Here is a 20,271-nt window from a genome sequence, read left to right as displayed (position 1 = left end):
GCTCGTACGCTCGCCGGTGACGAAGGAGCCAGATCGTCGGCTGATCACTAGCTCCGTCGGAAACGGAACGGCGATGCTGGTGGCGAAAACATCAGAGTATGGATAACCTTGTCTCGCTTAGCCATCACCGCGGTTTGTCGAGTAAGTTGCCGTCGGGCGGCCGTGACGGTGGCACATATCGTTTGGCGCGAGGTACGCGGCATTGCAGATCGAAACCTACTGAGGTGGGCTTGTGTTGAAGTCGTTCATCCACGCGTCCGCAGCCGGTGTGATCGCGGCAGGCCTCGCGGCGTGCTCGTCGTCGCCCGCCAATCTATCTTCGTCAGGGCGACTACCGGGGGGAACCGCGCAGGTGACGATCAACAATCGGACTCTCCCCGAGATCCACTCAGTCCAGTGCATTCTGCTCGGTTCACTAACGACGATCGCAACCGGCAACCCAGCCGCGGGCGTTAAAGCATTCGTCTCCAACAAGGATGCGCTCACTGCTAACTCCGTCAGCATCAACGACTTGGGCGGATTCACTGGCAGTTATGAGGCCGGCCTCGGCGGCAGGGCCGACGTGACCATGAACGATCAGACGTACACGATCCGTGGCAGTGCGGACGGGTTCAACACAGATAACCCCGGCCAGAGGACAACCGGCACCTTCACGATCAGAGTCGCCTGTTAGCGGCTAGCTGAAACCCCGTTGGTAACTGCGAGACATGCCTTTCGCCACAGCGTTTCGGGGGCGGCGCCGTTTTTGTCCGGCAGGTGCCGCGATGCATACCGGGCATCAGCCTGGCGGTGGCAGGTAGTTCCCCGCGGAATTCCGCAGCGGCCAAATGAGGCTGGGGCACAGTTCCTGGGCGGCCTGGCTTATCAGATACGTCGCCTGATACTCGCCGGAGTTGTTGAAGTCGGCTTTGACGTCACGCGCGATGCTGGCGTAGCTGTCACCTCGGGTGATCTTGTCGCAGATTCCGTGACCGTAGGCCAGGGCCGCATCGGCGTTGGCGAAGCCGTACCCAGGCCGAACAGTTACGTTTAGCAGGTACGCGACCGCGTCCGCGTCTGCAGCTGGGGCTGTTGCCACCGCGACAACGCTTGAAGCAACGAACGTAGCGACGGCGAGCTTAGCCCTAGTTTTCCCTTGCTTCATGACCGTCAAAGCGTAATATATCTATCTAATTTCTACTAGTACCATTCCAAACCGCGACGTGTACACGGCGTTGCGCTCAGCTGGGGGTTCTGCGATGACGGTTCAGACAAGCAGGAGCCTGTACACGCGCTATCGGCCGTTGCCTTTGCCCGTCCTTCTGATCGCCGCCACCCTGCTGGCCAGCCCCACCGCGCACGCCGACAATGACAACAACACGCTCATACCGAACAACAAACGATTCAACGACGGTGTCCTCGCCAACGTTTTCACAGTGCAGCACCATGCAGGCTGCACCAATGACGTCAGGCCCAACAAGCAACTGCAACTCGCAGCGCAGCGTCACGCCGAGGATCTGCTGAACAACCGCGCCCTCGATGGTGATACCGGCTCGGACGGATCAAACCCACAAGATCGCGCCAATGCGGCCGGCTACCAAGGTCAGGTGACCGAAACGGTGGCCATCAATCAGTCCATAGCAATCAGCGGCGTCGATCTGATCAACCGGTGGTATTACAACCCAGATGATCTGGCCATCATGTCCAACTGCGCCAACAGCCAAATGGGAGTTTGGTCGCTAAACAATCCAGGTCGTACCGTTGTCGTCGCCGTTTACGGCAAGCCAGCGCAGCCAGTCAACACCGAAGGCGAGAACATTCCGCCCGATCCCAGCCCCGACTATGACGCCAGCGACGAGCTCGAATTTGGCTTCAACTGGTTCCCCTGGATTCTCAGGGGCGTGTACCCGCCGCCTGGAAATCCACCGCAATAAGCAAGGCTCACACGTAATGATCAACACAGTCGGCTTCATTGGAGCGGGTCAGACGGGTGAGCCCGTCGTGCTGCGCCTGCTCGACGCCAACGGGCGCGCTATGCGGTTCCGCTGAGGACTTCAGATGCCGCTACCCGATCTGGTTCTCGTCCATGGTGGAGCGCATGCTGGCGACTGCTGGGATCTGACGGTCTCGGAATTGCGCCGCCAGGAACCAAAACTCCGCATCCTCGCGGTGGACCTTCCCGGTCGCGGCTCGAAGCCAGGTGACCTGACCGCAGCCAGCATCGGCGCCTGGGTGGACTCCGTGGTCGCCGATATCGATGATGCGGGTTTTGGCGAAATCGTCATCGCTGGCCACTCGATGGCGGGGGTTACGGTACCCGGGGTGGTGGCCCGGCTGGGCTCTGCGCGCGTCCGTGAGATGGTTCTGGCGGCGGCGTTCGTGCCGCGTCAGGGCGAAGCGATCACGGACACGCTCGACGGTCCAATGGCATGGTTCGCTCGACGCGGCGTGGGGAAGCGAAAAGCGATGAAAATACCGGCTTTCCTTGCGCGCTATGCGTTCAGCAATGAGATGACCGAGAAGCAACGCCGGTTCATGATGGCACGGCTCTACCCCGAAACGATATCGATCGCGACTGAACCGGTGGACCGTAGTGACTTTCCGGCGAACGTATCCCGCACCTGGATCCTCACTACCCGCGATCGCGCGCTTTCCATCGCGTCCCAACGGCGAAGTATCGACGCCCTGGGCGGGGTCCACACCATCGTCGAGGTCGACTCATGCCATGACATGATGATCAGCCATCCGAATCGCACAGCGCAGGTCCTTCTCGACCGCTGCCGCCGATACGATGCCTCGGTCGGGTGAGCGCGTGTACTTCAGATCGAGCCCCGCAGGCTTGGCAGCACCGACTTTTGACTCGTGCTGGCGGCCGCGGTTGACCTGCCCCACCCGACGTACTTCGTTCCGCGGGGACGATTTGCATCAGTGGAGCAGGCCACAGCCCTCAGGTTGTACCGCAGGGCGCAGTCCCGACGCCTGACGCGGACTGTAGGAGACAGCCGACGGCCCTTCAGCGTATGAATGCCACTTTGGGTCAGTCGGCTTGACGATCTCGTCACCGATACACCAGACATCCATTTCCAGATCGTCGACGTAACGTACCGCGGAATAAGCTCACCCCACTTCGGCGGCATCCGCGAGGTCCAATGATCCGGCGGCTCACACACATGACCGTCTGCGTCGATGATCATCTGTTGTTCCTCCAATTGTGTTGACCTGACCATTCTCGAATGAGACCCACTTGCGTCGCAGAGGCAACGTGGTTGCCGCGCTCGTCGAAGAATCCGCCGACGCAGAACGCCCTGCCTTCCGAGGCACTCGGCGACAAATGATCGAAGCGCAACCACTGATCAATGCGGAAGGGGCGGTGAAACCACACAGAGTGATCGAGGGTGAACGTCTGAACGTCGTTGTGGGGCCCGATCTCGTGGGGGCTGAAGGAGCTCCTCAACAAAGTCAGGTCAGCGACACATATGGCGATGGCACTGTGGACCGCTTGAGGACCTTCGAAAGGTGTCGACGTTCGCACCCAGAGGCGCGGCAGCGTACCCTTGCCCGTTGTCGTAAGCGGCTTGCGCCCATTCGAATCCGGGCACCAGTCGACGTCCAGAGAAGACCATCGTCGATAGAATTCCGCCCAATCATCGGGAAAGGGACGCATGGCCGCGCCGGCCTTTGGCGGGCCGTCGACCGCTTCGGCAGCCAGTTGATGCTCGGGCCCAGTTTCCGGAGCGTGGAACGAGGCCTGCATGGAAAGAAGCTGCCGACCCTGCTGCTCGGCTATGACGTGCCGGTCGGAGAACGAGCGTGAGTCGCGCAAGCGTTCGACGCGAAAGTCGATCGGCGGCCCGATCAGCCCCGCGGAGAGAAAGTGCGACTGAACAGAGTGTGGGAGGCGTTTTTCCTCGACGGTCTTGGCCGCTGCCATCAGCGCCTGGCCTGCCAGCTGCCCGCCGAAGACCCGGGGCATACCGATATCGGGCGTGGTCCCTCGGTAGAAGTCGCTTGCGACGAATCGGACGTCGAGCAGGTCGATCAAGGATGCGACACTGGCGACCATCAACAGCCCTCTTGGAGCGGGCTGCGACTTCCGACCGGCGTCCGCGATGTCCGGCGCTCGTGTGCAAGTCGCAATACCGCGGCGGCTTGTTCGGCTGGGATGAGGGCGAGGACCCCGCAAAGGTTCGACAGCGGTGTCTTCTTGACCCGGCGAACGGACGCGACCGCGCTTTTGCTGGGCGTGCCTCGTGTCTGGGTACGCAGAGCTGCCATGGCAATCCCTGTCTATCTAGGCCACTCTTCTGGGCCGTGACTGCCCGAGAATTTCCGTCCGCTTCCCGGTGACCATTTCGCGATACAAATCTACTATATAGCAGAAATTCGAGTACGCCGGCGCGCCCAAAATCAAGGACCGAGGCACTGCAGGCTGCTGTGACACGTCACACGCAGCACCACGGGCCTGGCACAATCGCCAAGCACGCGAACGGCTTTCGTCAAGTCCTTGTTCGCGCCCTTCGCTTCGACCGTTACCGAACGCATCCACCCTTCTTGGGAGGGCCCCGCGCTGGGCGCGATACCGTCGATGAGGCAGCGACGCGAACCCGACCGGGTTCAGCCCGTAGTTGATGCCCATCCTGGCATTTTCCACGCGGTAGTTGTCCATGCTCAGGCCCGGAATAAGCGACAGGGTCAGAAAGCCTTGCGTAATGGTTGCGCCGTAGGGACTTTCAGTTTCCACGCGCTCCACATCGACGTGGGTCCACTGGTGGTCCCTGGTCACATCGGCGAACTCGTCGATACGCGACTGCTCCACGTCGAACCACCGGCTGACGCCGAGTTCGGCCCCTGTCGCCTCGACCGCGTCGTCGACCGATCCGAATGACTTCATTTCACTCCCGCCACACGACGAATACAGATATCTATTTAACGGTATACTCTGACGGCGAATCAGGACGACCCATCGGGGCCAGTCCGAGAACCTTTCGGGAGACACATGACGCCGACGACGTCGCGCGCAGCCATAGTGGCCGCCGCCCGCACCCCTATCGGTACCGCCCGCAGAGGGACGCTAATCCACATGCCTGCCGTTGAGTTGGCGAAACCGGTGGTCGCCGCGGCCATCGAACGATCAGGACTTGATGCCGCCGAGTTCGACGACCTGGTGCTCGCCGAGAGCCTGCAGGGCGGCGGAGACAGCGCCCGCTACGTCGCCGTCGACCTGGGCCTGATCGGCATTCCCGGGATGGCGGTCAACCGGCAATGCGCGTCGAGTCTTTCTGCGGTCGCGGTGGCCGCAGGGCAGATCGCGGCCGGAATGAGTCGAGCGATCCTGGCCGGCGGGATGGAATCGTGTTCGACAACACCGCTGCTGCGCAAACGCAAACCGTTCACCACTGGTAAGTCCCCGGAGGACTACGAGGACCCCTGGTCCCCGCTGTCACACCCGCCGACACCGGACGCGCCGGCCCTCGACATGTCAATCACGGTGGCACACAACTGCGCAGTCCAGTACGGCCTCTCGCGTCAGGACCAAGACGAGTGGGCGCTGCGCAGCCACCAGCGCGCGGTGAAGGCCATCGACGCCGGTTCCTTCGTCGACGAGATCGTGCCGCTGCGAGTTCCGCAGGCCGACGGGTCATCGGTCACCTTCGCCCAGGACGAACACCCGCGCCGCGACACCACTCTGGAGGCCTTGTCCGGACTGAAGGTGCTGCATCCCGAGATCGAGGGGTTCACGGTGACTGCAGGAAATTCCTCGGGGCTCAACGATGCGGCGGCGATGGTCGCACTGGCCAGACCAGACACTGACAAGGACGTCTTGGCCAACGTGCTGGCGTGGACCTCGGTCGGCGTGCCGCCGAATCGGACTGGGAGCGGACCGATCTCGGCCATCCCCAAAGCGCTGGAGTTAGCGGGCCGCAAACTAGGAGACGTGGCGCTGTTCGAGATCAACGAGGCGTTCGCCGCCCAGGCGGTGGCATGCACACGTGAACTGGGCCTCGACGAGGACATCGTCAATGTTTACGGATCCGGCATCAGCCTGGGCCATCCTATCGCCGCGACCGGCGCACGGATGTTGACGTCGGTGATCTACGAGCTCCGCCGCCGCGGTGGCGGAATCGGCGTGATGTCGATGTGTGCGGGCGGCGGAATGGGGTCGGCAATGGTTATCGAGGTGGCATGACATGCCTCAACTCATCGCAGACAATCTCTTTCGGGTCGACGGCGAACGTGCCGTGCTCCAAGGGTCACGACGGTGGTCCACCCTCATGGTGAAATTCCCGGCGGAGCGCCCGGAGCTGTTCGACGCCAATCCCGATGTTCAGGCAGACATCGAGTCCAGCGAGTAACCGCTTTTCGACGACTCGCAGTCGACGTATGGCAAGATGCCCCGGACACCCCAGCGACGCGTCCCGCCCAATATCTAAGTGCCCTTTCTGGGAGGGCTCGGTTGCGGACGTAGTCCGAGCCAACATGTTTCTCAATCGCTGGCGGGCAGCGGTTTTGCCTCTTTGAGTGCCAGCGGAGTGTCACCGACACTCAACGCCCCGACTCCGGCCTTGGTCACCAGCACTTCGGCGCCAGTGTCGTCGACGTAGCGTTTGCCCATCGTGCTGCCCCCGGCGAAAGCAGGATCCAGGTCGGCATGGGGTGACTTCTCAGCGTCCAGGGGCACCATCGGCTCTCCCCCGCACCGCAAGTCATCGAGGCTGTCGGCGGACCGCACGACGATGACCTGCGTGTCGCATACCTGGCTCTGCAGACGGGTTCCGTTCTTGATCATCTTCAGCTCCTTGGTTTTTGGTGACTAATGTTGTTCGGCCACAGTGTGCAGACTTTCAACGACTTCGCGGCGGAGTACCTTGCCTGTCGCGGTTGTCGGCAAACCATCGCGGATGACGATGCGGTCAGGAGTGCGTGACCCCCGTAGCGTTTTGCGAACGAACTCGCGCAGCTCTTCAACATCCGGTTCGGCGCCCGGCTCGGGCACCACGATTGCGACGATGATCTGCCCCCACTGCGGGTCGTCGATGCCGACCACCACCACCTCGTGGACGTCGGGATGCTCCACGAGCACGTCCTCCACCTCCGCAGGGGCAATGTTCTCACCACCGCGGATGATCGTGTCGTCGGATCGGCCACCGATGAACAGATAGCCTTCGTCATCGAGCATCGCGGTGTCCCTGGTGGGGAACCAGCCGTCGGCGTCGAGCACTGAACCGATTCCCGTGTATCGGCCTGATACCTGGGGCCCCCGTACGAACAACTCCCCCGTTTGACCGGGCGGGAGTACAGTGCCCGTCTCATCACGGATCTGGACCTCGATGCCGGGCACCGGCCTGCCGACTGAACCGAGCCGGCGCGCCACGGCCTCCTCGGTCGAGCCGTGGGCCGTGCGGTGGTCCTCCGGCGTGAGAACCGCGATGGTAGAGCTTGTTTCGGTGAGTCCGTACGCGTTGACGAGCCCCACGTGAGGCAGCAGCGCGATGGTCTTACGGACCAGCGGCAGACCCACTTTCGATCCTCCGTACGCGAGAGTGCGCAGCGTCGGGAGATCCGTCGGGCTGGCCTGCAACTCGGCGATGATGCGGTCGAGCATCGTCGGCACCACCGTCGCAGTCGTCACTCGCTCGTCGCGCACCAACTGTGCCCACTCCCGCGGATCGAACTTGCGTAGGTAGACGATCCGTCGGCCTGCGTAAAGGTTCGACAGTGCCGCACCAATGCCGGCGATGTGATAAGGCGGCACACACACCAGGGCCGCGTCGTCGGCGTCGGCGGAACCGAATTCGACTGTGCCCGTGACGTAACCGGTCAGGTTGTTGTGTGTCAGCTCCACAGCCTTCGGCGCAGATGTGGTACCTGAGGTGAACAAGACGATTGCCACATCATCAGGATCGGCGAACTCCTCGACGGGTTCGCCCGCACGAGCGGCTTCGGTGAACTCCTTGGACGTCATCACGCGTCTACCCGCGTCGGCGACCAGTTCGGCGTACTCCGGGTCCGCGATTACCAGCGGCGCCGGCAGGCGCCCGATCAACTGGTGCAAACTCTCGGCGCTCAGACGGTAGTTCAGCGGCGTGAACGGAATGGCCGCTCGCGCGGACGAGAAGATCAACGACGGCAGCATGTGCCCGCCGGTGCCGACGTATGCCACGTGCTGAGCGCCGGAGCTGCGGACGACTCCAGCTCCCCCGCTCGCGAGCTGACTCAACTCCGACGCGGTCAGCCGGGCGCCACGATCGACTACGGCGAGACGATCGGGATCGCCGGAAACGGCCATCTCCAGCAGCAGTGCAATGCTCAAATCCCGGGGCCTTTCTCGAATCCGATATATAGTTATATACTTACTGTCCGCCGGAGTCCAACCAGCGATTCGAGGAGCACCATGAGCAGCACGCTGGGTACCGCAATCATCGGCATCGGGCTCCATCCCTTCGGCCGCTACGAGGACCGGGGCGCAGTTCCGATCGGCCGCGCGCTTGCGATCGAGGGCAGATCGACCCACGTCATGCTGGGCCAACCTGGGCCGAGCGCGGAGGCGATCCGGGCGTTCATCCACAGATGGGCTCCTAATTGTTTAGGTGTCTATGACTTAGGAGCGGTAAGAGGCTAATTGCTGTTCGCCGAAAGGAAGACCATGGCAAGCGTCGACGAAGCGGTCCCGACACGCGAAAGGCTCGATGAGGACGACCACGACCTATTGACGTTCGGGGAGGCAGGCGAGCGGCTTCACTTGGAGACCGCAGCCGCCGAGCATGACGTTGGACATCTCGAGCAGTCCAGCGCAGATCACGACCCCTCGAAAGGCCGAGCCCGCCTGAAAGCGCTCCGCATGGCAGCGCGATGCAATTCGACGCACCGGATCAACCACGAGAACTTCCAGGAGTTTTTCGGCAAACCCCGTAAGGCCAGGCGCAGCCTACCCTGCACCCAGGCTGCCAATTGACGGTCGTATACCCCGGATGGTTGGTGAACGGCCGGCCGGTTTTGATGTTCCTCTTCATGAGGCGACCCGACGACACGGTGATCGGATACCCCATGACCGGCACCCCACGTGACGGAGCCATCGAGTTCACGACCTATCGCAAGGCCGCGAAGGCGCGCTATCTGGCCGCGGACGAACGCGTCTGCGTTGTCATTGTCAACGACGACGATCCCGCCGAGGGCGTTGCCTTATGGGGCCGTAGCCGCCTGATCGATCCAGCCGCGTTCATTCCCGCACGACCTGAAGTGGGCCCGACAGACGTACCCGATGCCGTGATCGACACCGTTCGCGAGCGTTTGGAAGACGGTAAGCGGGTCGTGTTCCGAATCGAAGTCGATCATTCCCGACCCTCGCGGAGGGTGGTCGCCGCCAATGCCGAAGCGTGATATCCGCATGGACGCGGAGGAGATCGACGAATTCCTGTCGCGCTGCGAAGTCATGGCGGTCGGCACCGTCGACGCCGAGGGCTGGCCGACGGCCACCCTCACTCATAGTGAGTTCCGCACCACAGCGCTGCTGCTGCGGTTGGACCCGACTGATCCCGTCGCGGTAAATGCCATTGCGCGCCAACAGCTCTGCTGTGTCGCCGATGAGCATTCGAGCTACTACGAGATTCGGGGTGTAATAGTGCACGGCCAGCCAAACTTCGTCGACGAAGGTGTTCGTGTCGACATCGAGCGAAGCACGGGTTTCGATTTCGGAAAACTCCAGCGGGGCGAGTCGTAGTGAGCCGAGTGAGACAGGGGCCAGGTTCCGGGCGTCCTACGCGATAACCGAGCGTATGAATGCCAATCTGGGTCAGACGGCTCGATCGCTAGCGCATCGCCTCCGCGAGACGTCTCCATTCATCACGCGGCAAGGCATTCGCATCATGTGACACGAATTGTATGCACACGTGGTCGACTCGGGCTGAGAGATGCTCACGCACCCTGCCTAGTCGGTTGAGAGACGCGGCCCTCCAATCGCTCTCCCGATCTAGTATTGTGCGCCGGCCCCGAGGCTTTCTCCTGCTGGACGGCGGGCGCGACCTAGTGTACCTCTTATAGATAACTGTTTAGCTGATCAGGCGACTGATCCAAGCCGGTTGACCCGAAGGGGGTGACGTAGTGTCGGCCTCCCTCAACGACGTTGTGAACCGTGGCGACTACGTGTCGCAGGTCGCGATCTTCCGCGAGGATCTCCGACAGTCTCTACGCACGCTCGACTGCGCCGATTACTGGCGGACCGCCGCGTACGCGACCGCCGAGACCGGGCTCGAACACGATGCAGCCGTGATGGCACGGTTGCACGCTGATGGCTGGAATCGATACGGCTGGCCCGAGGCGGCTGGCGGCTTGGGCGGCAACGAGATTCACCGCGCCGTCCTCTACGAGGAGCTCGCGAACGCGATGCTGCCCATCCCGGCGCAGGCGTGGACGTTGGAGGTGATGGGGCCGGCGATCCTGAAGTTCGCCCCACACCTGGCACGTGAGTACCTTCCCCGCTGTCTCGACGGCTCCGAATGGTGGGGACAGGGCTTCTCCGAGCCGGAGTCCGGCAGCGATCTGGCCTCCCTGCAGACGCGGGCAACCGACGACGGCTCGGGTTGGTTCATAGTCAACGGTCAGAAGATCTGGACCAGTCACGGCGGCACGGCCAAGCGGCTGTGCGTGCTCGTTCGCACGGGATCACCAGAGAGCAGACACCGCGGCCTGACGATGATGCTCATAGACACGGATGCACCGGGCGTCACGGTGCATCCGATCGCGTTGGCCAGCGGGCGGCGCGAACTCGCCGAGGTCTTCTTCGACGATGTCCGCGTGCCACCGGAACGGCTGGTCGGTGAGATCGGCGCCGGCTGGGCCGTGACGATGTTCCTGATGCAGTACGAGCGCGGCATGTACGGCTATGCCGCGCTGAACAATATGTTGATGGAGTTGGGACGGCTGCGCGAATACATGGTGACCCGTGGAGCGGGTTCGGCCCAGCGAGAGCGGTTCGCGCGCGTGTACGTCGAGGTCATCGCAGCGCAGGCCCGTGCCGCCACCACCGTGCGCAAGCTGGCTGCCGGCGAGTCCGTAGACTCCGAGAGCAGCATCGACAAGCTGCTCTGCAGCGAAGCCGAGCGCGCGGTGTACGACCTGATCCTCGACCTCATGCGAGACCACATGATGGTCGGCACCGGGAGCGGCCCTGACGAGCTCGACACCGCACGCGCGAAGTGGTGGTACTCGCGGGCCGCCACGGTCATGGGCGGCACGGCTGGGGTTCAGCGTGGGATCATCGCCGACCACATTCTCGGGTTGCCGAAGGAAAGCCGCGCATCGTGACCATGCGCACGCGAGGAGCGACTCCAACCGACGAATCGTGGCCCATGATCGAAGAGGCGGTGTTCCGCCTGTTCGACGAAGTCGCGGCCAAGCAGGACCACGTGGCGATCGATCCGCTGCTGGCCGAGCTCGGCTGGTCGGAGATCGAGTCCGAATACCCGGTAGATGCGTGTGCGCTGTTGTTCCGGGCACAGGGGCGCACGCTCGCGCTGACCGATGCTCTGGACCGCGTCATGCTGGCCGAACTGGCTGCGTTGGCGGATCCGCCACTCGATGCCGTCGTGCTGCCTGCGCTGTCCCAAGGTTCCACGCCCAGTTCGAACGAGGGCCAGGTGAAGGGCATCCTGCTCGGTGTCCCGCGCGGCCGTGTCCTGGTTCCGATCTCTGGGGGGATGGGAACGGTCTCTGTCACCGTCGTCGATGCCGACCAGCTGCGGAGCGAACGGCTCGACACATTCGACGCAAGTGTGATCTGGAGTCGCGTCGAGGGGGCCGCCAACGGCGACCTGACCGATGCGTCAACGGAGTGGGGCCGCGCGATCGCGGCGGCGCATCGCTCGCTGGCCACCGAACTCGTGGCGTTGGCAGACCAGGCCCTGCACATCGCCGTTGAACACGTCAGCGCCCGGGTCCAGTTGGGTTCGCCGATCTGCTCGCGCCAGTCCGCGCTCCATGCCCTAGCGGCTGCTGCGGCCAAATTGGAAGGCGCGCGAACACTTCTCGACGACTCGTGGCGATACGGCGGGGCGTTGTCGGCCCAGGCCGCAAAAGTTGCAGCAGGTCGGGCACACCGCGACGTGGCCGACGCCGTCTTGCAGGTGTGCGGGGCGGCCGGTTTGACCGCCGAACATGACCTCCATCGATACGTGAAGCGAGGCTTTCAGATCGATGCGCTGTGCGGCTCCTACTTGCAACTGGAGTCGCTGCTGGCCGACCGCCTGTTCAACACATATGCACCCGGACGCACACTTCCTGCGATCATCAACCTGGACTGAGGAATCGGTACGCCGCAGCATTTTCGATGAAGTAGGTGAAGTAGATGACGACTTCCGCGCCACCGCGCGGGAATTCTTCGAGCGGTTGAGCCTTCCCTATGTGGAGAAGTCGGACCGACGCGGCTAAGTCAGCTGTGATCGACGGAAAGTACGGCAGACTCGGTGTGAAGGATTTCCGGTTCAACCAGATCATCTCCGAGCAGATGTGCACGAAGGACCTGATGGGCCGGGCGATGCGGTGCCAGAAATGAGCTTGATCACTGGGTGGGCGCGTAACTCGGTTTATGCAGCCCCGTTCGGCTAACCTACAAATAATTAGTTGATTACCACTATCGGTGGAAGGATCGATATGGAGCTCACCAGCCTTCGTGAGCCGAAGATGGCGGATCGCGTGGCCACCGTGCTGCGCAGGATGTTCATCCGTGGCGAGATCGCCGAAGGGACGATGCTTCCGTCGGAGTCAGAACTGATGGAGCGGTTCGGCGTGTCAAGACCGACGCTGCGCGAGGCATTCCGCGTTCTCGAGTCGGAATCGCTCATCGTCGTCCAGCGTGGCGTACGTGGCGGCGCCAGGGTCACCCGACCGCGACGCGAGACGCTTGCCCGTTACGCCGGACTGATTCTCGAGTACGAAGGCGTCACGCTCAAAGACGTCTACGACGCGCGAATGGCTCTCGAGACGCCAATGGTGGTGCAGCTGGCCAAACAGCGCAACGCAAGAGTAATCGCGGACTTGGAGCAGATCGTCGAAGCCGAGGAGCAATTGAAACCAGGCAGCGATGCCGTGGTCCAACTGACAGACTTCCACGTCGCAATCGCACGGCTGTCGGGCAACAAGACCTTGCAGATCGTCAGCGACATGTTGCATCACATCATCGTGAACGCAAACCGCTCGTTACAGCCCACGGAAGGTGCTCGCGCAGAGCAGGCGATCCGCCGATCGGCAAAGACGCACCGCATGGCGCTGGAGCTGATCAAAGCCGGGGATGCTGAGCAGGTCGGCGAGCTGTGGAAAAAGCACCTACGCAAGACGGAGGAGTTTGTGCTGTCGGGTTCGGAATTATCCACCGTCGTCGACCTTCTCGACTGACAGCACCAACACATAGACTCGTTCCTCAACGACGCCGTTGGCGTCGGCGGGGCTCGAATTGGCCGCATGCGCGACGGTGAACACTGGCGGCGCGCCGATGCGAACCGCGTCGGTCCGGGTGGACTATCTGTGTCCCTTCTACTGCCAGCGACCGGTCCCGCTACAAAGCAGTGCCGCTGCGAATCGGGCGCGGCACCGCCGTCGCCGCCGCACGCGCGATCGGGGGACGGCAAGCCTGCGCCGGCGGCACGCGTCACCGCCTACCGCTAGCGGCTACTTCTTGGTTCGAGCGCGGAATGCGGCGACTCGCTCCTTGAACTCTGGTGTCGAGAACGACGTCAGTTTCTCCGCGAACGCGTACTCCAGTACATCTTGTGCAGCCGGGCAAGGTGCATGTTCAGTGCCACCTTCGACGACCCGTAAAGTTCGCGGCGGCAGTGCGGCGAACCGCTCGCCGAGCGCCAGCGCCTCGTCGGGCACCGCGTCGTCATCGGCGTCGAGCGCCTTCCAGTTCGTGGCGAACACGTGGTGCACGTCCTCGGTGACGGAGTTGAGCGCTTCCCGCCGATTGATGCTCACGATGTGGACGCTGCGCCGCGCTTCTCCACAGAAGCCATGGGACATAGGGCCTCGCTCCTGCGCGACGGGGCCCGCCGCGATCGCAGATCCAATGCGATATATAGTTATAGCATTTGACTCGCATGTCCGTGTCAGCGGGCGAGAGGAGCCGTGACACGGCGCGCGCAGAGCTGGAGAAACGACTACGGCACACCGGCCGGCTATGCGCGTCGGCTCGGCCGGATGCCCCAGACTGCTGCCGATCCGTGGGACCTGGCGATCGGCAATTTATGACAGGTTCAGTCCACACAAAAGGAGAATTAGTGACAGTCGAAAAATTCAACGGTGCGTCCGCGATCGTCAGCGGAGGCGCGGGCGGCCTCGGTGAGGCCACGGTGCGGCGATTGCACGCCGAAGGCCTCGGCGTGGTGATCGCCGACCTGGCCACAGACAAGGGCAAGGCGCTCGCCGACGAGTTGGGCAGCCGCGCGAGTTTCGTCAGTACCGATGTGACGAGCGAAGACTCCGTCGAGGAAGCGATCGAACAGGCCAACCACCTCGGCCAGCTGCGGTATGCCGTGGTCGCGCATGGTGGATTCGGCGTCGCACAACGCATCGTGCAGCGCGACGGCAGCCCGGCCGATTTTGCGGGGTTCACCAAGACCATCGATCTCTATCTCAACGGGACCTACAACGTCGCTCGGCTCGTCGCCGCTGCCATAGCGGCCGCGGAACCCCAGGCCGACGGCGAACGAGGCGCATTGGTGCTCACGGCGTCCATTGCCGGTTACGAGGGACAGATCGGTCAAACCGCTTACGCTGCGGCAAAAGGCGGTGTGATCGGATTGACGATCGCCGCCGCGCGCGACCTCAGCTCCGCCGCCATTCGGGTCAACACCATCGCACCCGGGACCATGAAGACGCCGATCATGGAGTCGGTCGGAGAAGAGGCCATCGCCAAGTTCGCCGCCAACGTGCCATTCCCCAAACGCCTCGGGGCTCCCGCGGAATTCGCCGATGCTGCGGTCTTCCTGCTGACGAACGGGTACGTCAACGGCGAAGTGATGCGTCTCGACGGCGCACAACGGTTTACTCCGCGTTGAGTAGCAGCTCACACCGGCCAAGCACGCTGAAATCTTGTGTCAGCAAGCGTTTTTGACGGAGCACGTTCCGATCCTGCCCAATCCTTTCTTTAGCCCGCGAAGAATGGCCGACGCGAACGACAGTGGCGCAGGGCGGACAGCTCATTGGGTTGGTCAGCCGCGGCGCCTACCCATGTCAGAAACGGGCGCCCCGACGCAAGGATGCATAAGGTCACCCAATTGACTATGGCAGTCACCTGTCATAACGTGTCCGCCGTGGCCAAAAACGTGCTCATCGTGCTGAGCAATCCGATCGCTGATGAGGACGATGCCTTCAACAAGTGGTACGACAACACGGGCATACCCCAGGTCCTTGATGTACCCGGAGTGGTTGCGGCGCAACGGTATGCGATCTCGGAGGTCAACGTTCCCGATGATCAGGAATTGCCCGCCGTGCTGCCACCCCCGACTCACCGGTACCTGGTGATCTATGAACTAGACCGGGAACCCGAACAAGTGATGCAGGAATTCCTTGCAAGGTCGATGGCAGGAAAGTTCACGCTCGGCGAGTCGCTGGACCTGGGCACCATCTCGCTCACCGGGTGGACACCGGTCGGTAAGCGCCGGCTCGCGAAATTGTAGGACGCCCGAGCGAGATCCTCGACATCTTGCACACCGAACGAGTCTCCCGACGGATTAATCCGACGCGATCCCGTCGACCTGCCGCCTGAGGCCTCACAATACCGGCAGTCAGCGGAGCGTTTCCCGCCGACCTTGCCACGATGAACGATCAAGACCGTCAAGAGCTGTGGGCGACGAATGGGAGGAGAAGGGCCAGTGCTACCGAAACCATTGGGTCTCAGTGCATAATCTCGAACCGTGGGAGGACCTGGCTAAGTTCCTCCATCACGCAGCGCTCGCGCATACGCGCTGAAGTGCCTGTCGGCCCGCCCCGAGCTCGGTACGATAGGGCATCACTGATTGCCGTCCCCCGAAAAGGATGACCATGGCAAGCGACGATGAGGCAGGCGCCGTCCCATCACGCGAAAAGCTCGACGAGGACGACCACGACCTATTGACTTTTGGAGAAGCAGGCGAGCGGCTTCGCCTCGAGATCGCGGCGGTCGAGCGTGACGTCGTGCATCTCGAGCGGACCGGCTCCGCGGACGGCCTGCCGAAGGCTCGAGCGCGTTTGGCCGCGCTTCGCGCGGCAGCGAAACGCAATTCGGCACACCCCATAAACGACGAGAACTTCGAAAAGTTCTTCGGGTACGCCGGCAAAGCTAAGCGCAACCTGTCGCACATCCACCCGACCAATTGACGAGTGAGTTATCCGGAGCGGTGGATGGCTGGCCGGCCCGTTCCCCCGGCGTTGCACTAGGCGTTGCAGTCGCCTCACAAATACGTGACTTGTACCGGTAATCATTAATCCAGCCAGCTCCGGATCCCCGCCGACTACTGATCGCTGGAGCCATGGCATTGGCTCCCTGCGGGCGGTCGAGAGCGCAGATCGCCGTTTCGCCAACACGTTTCAACGTGAGAAATGGGTATCAAACCACTCGCCGTCGGGCGGGCCATCGAGATCCTGAGACCGGAGTCGATCCTCCCGGGTCGTGAATCCGCAGACAGCTATACATTTATATGATTACTGCAACCTGTGCTATAACGGACGCATGCCCTCCATCAAGCCTTTCCGTATTTTGGTTCCTGATGCCGCACTCGACGATCTGAAGGCGCGGCTGGAGCGAACCCGTTGGCCGGAGGTCGAATGCGTCGAGGACTGGAGCCAGGGCATGCCGCTCGCTTACACCCGCGAGTTGGCTGCGTACTGGGCGAACGAATACGACTGGCGCGCACGCGAGTCGGCTTTGAATAGGTTCGATCACTGCACCACCGAAATCGACGGCCTGGAGATTCATTTCATTCATCAGCGCTCCCCGCGCAGCGACGCGCTGCCGCTGGTGATCACCCACGGTTGGCCTGGATCAATCGTTGAGTTCCACAAGGTGATCGAACCACTGACGGAAATGGGATTCCACGTGGTGTGCCCGTCGTTACCCGGTTTTGGCTTCTCAGGCAAGCCCACGAATACCGGTTGGGGCATCGAGAAGATCGCCACCGCGTGGGATACGCTGATGGGCCGTCTGGGATACGAGCGGTACGGGGCGCAGGGCGGCGACTGGGGCGCCGCCGTGACCACACAGCTGGGCCGTGCCGGCGGAAGATGCGTCGCCATTCACCTCAACATGCCGGTCAGCTTTCCGCCGGCGGACATGGGCCAGCCGACTGACGAAGAGCAACAGGCGCTAGACAGCCTCGCCTACTATCAGCGCTGGGACTCAGGCTATTCGAGCCAACAGGCAACCAGGCCGCAGACCCTCGGCTACGGTCTTGTGGACTCACCGGTCGGGCAGATGGCGTGGATCGTTGAGAAGTTCTGGCGTTGGATGGACTGCGACGGCCACCCGGAGAACGTGCTGACACGCGACGAGCTCCTCGACAACGTGATGCTGTACTGGACGACCGCGTCGGCGGCGTCGTCGGCCCGCCTGTATTGGGAGAGTTTCTTCTCCACCTTCGGCGGTCAATTCGATCGCGTAGAGGTACCCACCGGCATCGCGGCATTTCCGAAGGAAGTATTCAAGACTCCCCGTAGTTGGTGCGAGCCCAACTACAACATCACGCATTGGACGTCCATGCCGCGCGGCGGTCACTTCGCCGCGTTCGAGCAGCCCGAGCTCTTCGTCGACGACGTGACGTCATTCTTCGCTACGGTGCGAAAGAGCTGAAATATCGGGCTGGTTGGTCAACCCGCGATGGCGTCAAACTCAGTGCCGAGTGCAAGGATGTCGGGTCGGTGTCGAGGTTCGACCGCACAGGCCGGTGCGCGATTTTGCGTCCGCTCACCGCGGTTGCGATACGGGGAGTCGCGGCTTCACCACCCGTCGTGATCGATGGCATGCTCGCCGCGGCTGGATTCACTGTGGTGCAGCAGATTTCGACAACGAAATCTCGACCTCGTCAGCGAAGCGCGCCATGCCGCAGCCCGACTCCGGTACTCAGCTTGGGCAGCTGCTCGGCATCCGCGCAACCGGGCGCCGCTCTTCTACCCCGGCTCACCATGCCAATCCGCATGATGGGTGTGGGCCGATGCGGACACCTATTCGGCAGCGAACTCCATCATCACGCCCCGATTGTCGGCGGGCATAATCGCGAGAGTGTCGGTCTGGTCGCCCGGAGCTAGCTCGACACCGTGGCCGGCGAAATGGGCTGCGGCCGCACCGAGATCATGAACTCCGAAGACAACCGACCGCACACCATTGCCCCACCGTCGCAGGTGACGGTCGATGACACCGGCGCCGGTCGGGCTGATCAACTCGACCACAGTGTCCGCCAACTGAAAACCTGTCACCCTTCCGGCGATGAACGGACGGTCTTCCTCGTAGAGTTCGTCGATGACGAATGTGTCCCGAAAAAAGGCCAGTCCAGCGTCGTGGTCAGCGACGGCCACGCTGTAGCGCTTCAGGCCGGTGTACCCGATCGGATGATCGCGCCGCCAATAGTCGGCCGACTTGAGGGGTTCCTTCCAATCGAAGGGCTCGTTGTGGAAACTGTGGTCGTAGAACTCGAACGCAATTCCCATGCATGGCTCCGGTTCGGTGTGAAAAGCCATCCCGATGTCTCTGATCAAGCCCACACCGCGGGCGGCAAGCTGGTGACGGGTGGCACTCAGATCGTGCACCTGGTATTCGATCCCCACGTAGTGGGGGCCATATCTGCCGTTGAGCAGAAAATGTTCCGGTACAAAGAGCTCGAAGAGCACGCCACCAACGTAGACGAGCACGGCATGCCAATGGGGTGCCGGTATGTCGTACACGTACTGCGCGCCCAAGACATCGGTGAAGTGTGCCATGGTGAGCTCGAGGTCCCGCGCAGCAATGTTGATGTGCTGCATCTCCAGGCATTGGATCGATCCATGTGTGGCAGCGATCCGGCCGTCCTGCTCCGCGGCAGGCGACGCGCCAGTATTTCGCTGGGTCACCATCAGATCGGCAGCGCAGCGCCTGGGATCCTACCGACCTCGTGCTCAGCGATGTTGAAGCAACGCATCGCGTTTCGGTAGGCCACCTTTTTGCGGTCCTCCTCGTTGAGCGCGCTCAGCTTGGTCGTCAGCGAATCTTGGATCTCTTCGCCGAATAGGCACGTTGGGTGTGGATAGTCCGTCTCGAACATGATGTTGTCGATCGGCAGCAGCGCGAGGTCGTCGGGGCGGAGATTCTCATACCAGGTGTTGACGAAGACCTGGCGCCGGAATGCCTCGCTCGGCAGTTCGTCGGCCTTGAGTTCGGGACGGTTTTCCCACGGCCGGTACCGGAGGAAGTGGACGTCGAGGGACTCCAGCAGGAACGGCACCCAGCTTGCGCCACTTTCAACTATGGCGAATTTCATGTCGGGATAACGAGGCAGCACCCCGGACATCAGCAGCTTGCTGCAGGCGTTGGCGTTGTCGAGGAATGACTTCACCACATCGACGACGGCACGGACCCGGTCCCCGCCCACCGTGCGTTGAGTCGGATCGACTCTGTACTCAGCCGGGTTCATCGTGGTGCCGGCGTGAAAAGCGACCGGGCCCCCGGATGCATTGATGACATCCCACATCGGGTCCCAGTGCCGATCCGACAGCGGCGGCTCGCCGTGGTATTCGGGTGTGCCCGACAAGACCCAGCCTTTGTGACCGAGGGCAGCGCAGCGTTCCAGTTCTTTGACACACCGATCGATATCCCAGTACGGGACGACCGCGAGCGGGATAAACCGGCCCGGCTCCCGCTCAGCCCAGCTCAGGACGAAGTCGTTAAACGCTGCAATAACGTCGAATTGGAAGTCGAGGGTGGCTCCGGGGATGGTGCGATAGCGATCCGGATTCGTCAGCCCGAGGTTCGGGTAGAGCGCTGCCATGTTGATGCCGGCCTCGTTCATCACCTTCACCCGCTCCGTTGGATCCCACGACGACGGGTGGACCTCCTCGACGCGTTGCGGCACCTCGGGAAAGTCGTCTTCTCGGCGATGCGGCAGCGGATTGTCCGCTTCCTGATAGAAGACGGTAAAGGCCAGGGAGTTGACGATCTCGTCCCCGATACACCAGACATCCATCTCCAGATCGTCGATGTAACGAATCCGCGGAATGAGCTCACCCCACTTCGACGGCATCCGCGAGGTCCAAGTATCCGGCGGCTCGCACACATGACTGTCTGCGTCGATGATCATC

Annotated in this window: 22 protein-coding genes and 1 pseudogene; 15 read left to right on the top strand and 8 right to left on the bottom strand. The window is 62.4% G+C overall.

Annotation, left to right across the window (positions count from 1 at the left end):
- Positions 1–235: 235 nt before the first annotated feature.
- The gene (locus C1737_RS24640; protein ID WP_082962475.1) at positions 236–673 is read left to right on the top strand and encodes a lipoprotein LpqH; all 438 of its coding nucleotides are present in this window, start codon (positions 236–238) and stop codon (positions 671–673) included.
- 105 nt (positions 674–778) lie between these two features.
- Here the strand turns inward: C1737_RS24640 and C1737_RS24635 are convergent, their stop codons facing one another.
- Positions 779–1,144 carry a DUF732 domain-containing protein gene (locus C1737_RS24635; protein WP_102419690.1) on the bottom strand — a complete coding sequence of 122 codons (366 nt, stop codon included), beginning with the start codon at positions 1,142–1,144 and terminating at the stop codon, positions 779–781.
- Between the two features lie 175 nt (positions 1,145–1,319).
- Between C1737_RS24635 and C1737_RS24630 the strand changes: the two genes are divergently transcribed.
- A complete protein-coding gene (locus C1737_RS24630; protein ID WP_067919804.1) occupies positions 1,320–1,913 on the top strand; it encodes a CAP domain-containing protein in 594 nt (197 codons plus the stop codon).
- Between the two features lie 124 nt (positions 1,914–2,037).
- Complete coding sequence (locus C1737_RS24625) at positions 2,038–2,787, top strand: alpha/beta fold hydrolase (protein ID WP_102419689.1); 750 nt, start codon at positions 2,038–2,040, stop codon at positions 2,785–2,787.
- A gap of 382 nt (positions 2,788–3,169) precedes the next feature.
- Here the strand turns inward: C1737_RS24625 and C1737_RS24620 are convergent, their stop codons facing one another.
- Together C1737_RS24620 and C1737_RS27330 are read right to left on the bottom strand one after the other, a co-directional pair.
- Complete coding sequence (locus tag C1737_RS24620; protein ID WP_158244000.1) at positions 3,170–4,021, bottom strand: acyl-CoA thioesterase II; 852 nt, start codon at positions 4,019–4,021, stop codon at positions 3,170–3,172.
- Positions 4,022–4,573: 552 nt separating this feature from the next.
- Positions 4,574–4,870: pseudogene (locus C1737_RS27330) on the bottom strand (MaoC/PaaZ C-terminal domain-containing protein); the annotation flags it as partial.
- A 105-nt stretch (positions 4,871–4,975) separates the two neighbouring features.
- Here C1737_RS27330 and C1737_RS24610 point away from each other — a divergent pair.
- Positions 4,976–6,166 carry a thiolase family protein gene (locus C1737_RS24610; RefSeq protein WP_102419687.1) on the top strand — a complete coding sequence of 397 codons (1,191 nt, stop codon included), beginning with the start codon at positions 4,976–4,978 and terminating at the stop codon, positions 6,164–6,166.
- Between the two features lies 1 nt (position 6,167).
- Positions 6,168–6,332 (top strand): hypothetical protein, encoded by a 165-nt coding sequence (locus C1737_RS26800; protein ID WP_156764297.1) that lies wholly within the window; start codon positions 6,168–6,170, stop codon positions 6,330–6,332.
- A gap of 131 nt (positions 6,333–6,463) precedes the next feature.
- On the opposite strand, the gene C1737_RS24605 is transcribed toward C1737_RS26800, so the two are convergent.
- Both C1737_RS24605 and C1737_RS24600 read right to left on the bottom strand, forming a co-directional pair.
- Entirely contained in the window at positions 6,464–6,766 is a 303-nt protein-coding gene (locus C1737_RS24605) for a hypothetical protein (RefSeq protein ID WP_067919784.1), read from the bottom strand.
- A gap of 24 nt (positions 6,767–6,790) precedes the next feature.
- A complete protein-coding gene (locus tag C1737_RS24600; RefSeq protein WP_102420109.1) occupies positions 6,791–8,266 on the bottom strand; it encodes a class I adenylate-forming enzyme family protein in 1,476 nt (491 codons plus the stop codon).
- Positions 8,267–8,623: 357 nt separating this feature from the next.
- Here C1737_RS24600 and C1737_RS24590 point away from each other — a divergent pair, with 357 nt between their 5' ends.
- From C1737_RS24590 to C1737_RS24565, 6 genes are all read left to right on the top strand, one after another.
- Complete coding sequence (locus C1737_RS24590; protein ID WP_102420108.1) at positions 8,624–8,932, top strand: acyl-CoA synthetase; 309 nt, start codon at positions 8,624–8,626, stop codon at positions 8,930–8,932.
- Between the two features lie 56 nt (positions 8,933–8,988).
- Positions 8,989–9,357 carry a pyridoxamine 5'-phosphate oxidase family protein gene (locus tag C1737_RS24585; protein WP_158243999.1) on the top strand — a complete coding sequence of 123 codons (369 nt, stop codon included), beginning with the start codon at positions 8,989–8,991 and terminating at the stop codon, positions 9,355–9,357.
- A 7-nt stretch (positions 9,358–9,364) separates the two neighbouring features.
- A complete protein-coding gene (locus C1737_RS24580) occupies positions 9,365–9,697 on the top strand; it encodes a pyridoxamine 5'-phosphate oxidase family protein (protein WP_142393491.1) in 333 nt (110 codons plus the stop codon).
- 380 nt (positions 9,698–10,077) lie between these two features.
- Entirely contained in the window at positions 10,078–11,280 is a 1,203-nt protein-coding gene (locus tag C1737_RS24575; RefSeq protein ID WP_102419685.1) for an acyl-CoA dehydrogenase family protein, read from the top strand.
- Between the two features lie 2 nt (positions 11,281–11,282).
- Positions 11,283–12,275, top strand: a complete 993-nt coding sequence (locus C1737_RS24570) for an acyl-CoA dehydrogenase family protein (RefSeq protein WP_233214856.1) — start codon at positions 11,283–11,285, stop codon at positions 12,273–12,275.
- 349 nt (positions 12,276–12,624) lie between these two features.
- Positions 12,625–13,365 (top strand): FadR/GntR family transcriptional regulator, encoded by a 741-nt coding sequence (locus C1737_RS24565; protein ID WP_067919793.1) that lies wholly within the window; start codon positions 12,625–12,627, stop codon positions 13,363–13,365.
- Positions 13,366–13,638: 273 nt separating this feature from the next.
- Here C1737_RS24565 and C1737_RS24555 read toward each other — a convergent pair whose 3' ends face one another.
- Positions 13,639–13,944: a hypothetical protein gene (locus tag C1737_RS24555; RefSeq protein WP_232074998.1), complete on the bottom strand. Its 306-nt coding sequence runs from the start codon at positions 13,942–13,944 to the stop codon at positions 13,639–13,641.
- A gap of 302 nt (positions 13,945–14,246) precedes the next feature.
- Between C1737_RS24555 and C1737_RS24545 the strand changes: the two genes are divergently transcribed.
- From C1737_RS24545 to C1737_RS24530, 4 genes are all read left to right on the top strand, one after another.
- Complete coding sequence (locus C1737_RS24545; protein ID WP_102419683.1) at positions 14,247–15,026, top strand: SDR family oxidoreductase; 780 nt, start codon at positions 14,247–14,249, stop codon at positions 15,024–15,026.
- 255 nt (positions 15,027–15,281) lie between these two features.
- Positions 15,282–15,647, top strand: a complete 366-nt coding sequence (locus tag C1737_RS24540; RefSeq protein ID WP_102420107.1) for a hypothetical protein — start codon at positions 15,282–15,284, stop codon at positions 15,645–15,647.
- A 364-nt stretch (positions 15,648–16,011) separates the two neighbouring features.
- Positions 16,012–16,326 carry an acyl-CoA synthetase gene (locus C1737_RS24535; RefSeq protein WP_199182923.1) on the top strand — a complete coding sequence of 105 codons (315 nt, stop codon included), beginning with the start codon at positions 16,012–16,014 and terminating at the stop codon, positions 16,324–16,326.
- 352 nt (positions 16,327–16,678) lie between these two features.
- Entirely contained in the window at positions 16,679–17,794 is a 1,116-nt protein-coding gene (locus C1737_RS24530; RefSeq protein WP_102419681.1) for an epoxide hydrolase family protein, read from the top strand.
- A gap of 371 nt (positions 17,795–18,165) precedes the next feature.
- Here C1737_RS24530 and C1737_RS24525 read toward each other — a convergent pair whose 3' ends face one another.
- Positions 18,166–18,960, bottom strand: coding sequence for a VOC family protein (locus tag C1737_RS24525; RefSeq protein WP_102419680.1), 795 nt, complete (start codon positions 18,958–18,960; stop codon positions 18,166–18,168).
- 89 nt (positions 18,961–19,049) lie between these two features.
- Positions 19,050–20,270: an amidohydrolase family protein gene (locus C1737_RS24520; RefSeq protein WP_067919802.1), complete on the bottom strand. Its 1,221-nt coding sequence runs from the start codon at positions 20,268–20,270 to the stop codon at positions 19,050–19,052.
- Between the last annotated feature and the right edge of the window lies 1 nt (position 20,271).

It is taken from the genome of Mycobacterium sp. 4858 (genome assembly GCF_900240975.1).
GTDB lineage: Bacteria > Actinomycetota > Actinomycetes > Mycobacteriales > Mycobacteriaceae > Mycobacterium.
The sequence above is the reverse complement of the archived record's forward strand: the minus strand, read 5'-3'. Positions and strand labels throughout refer to the sequence as shown.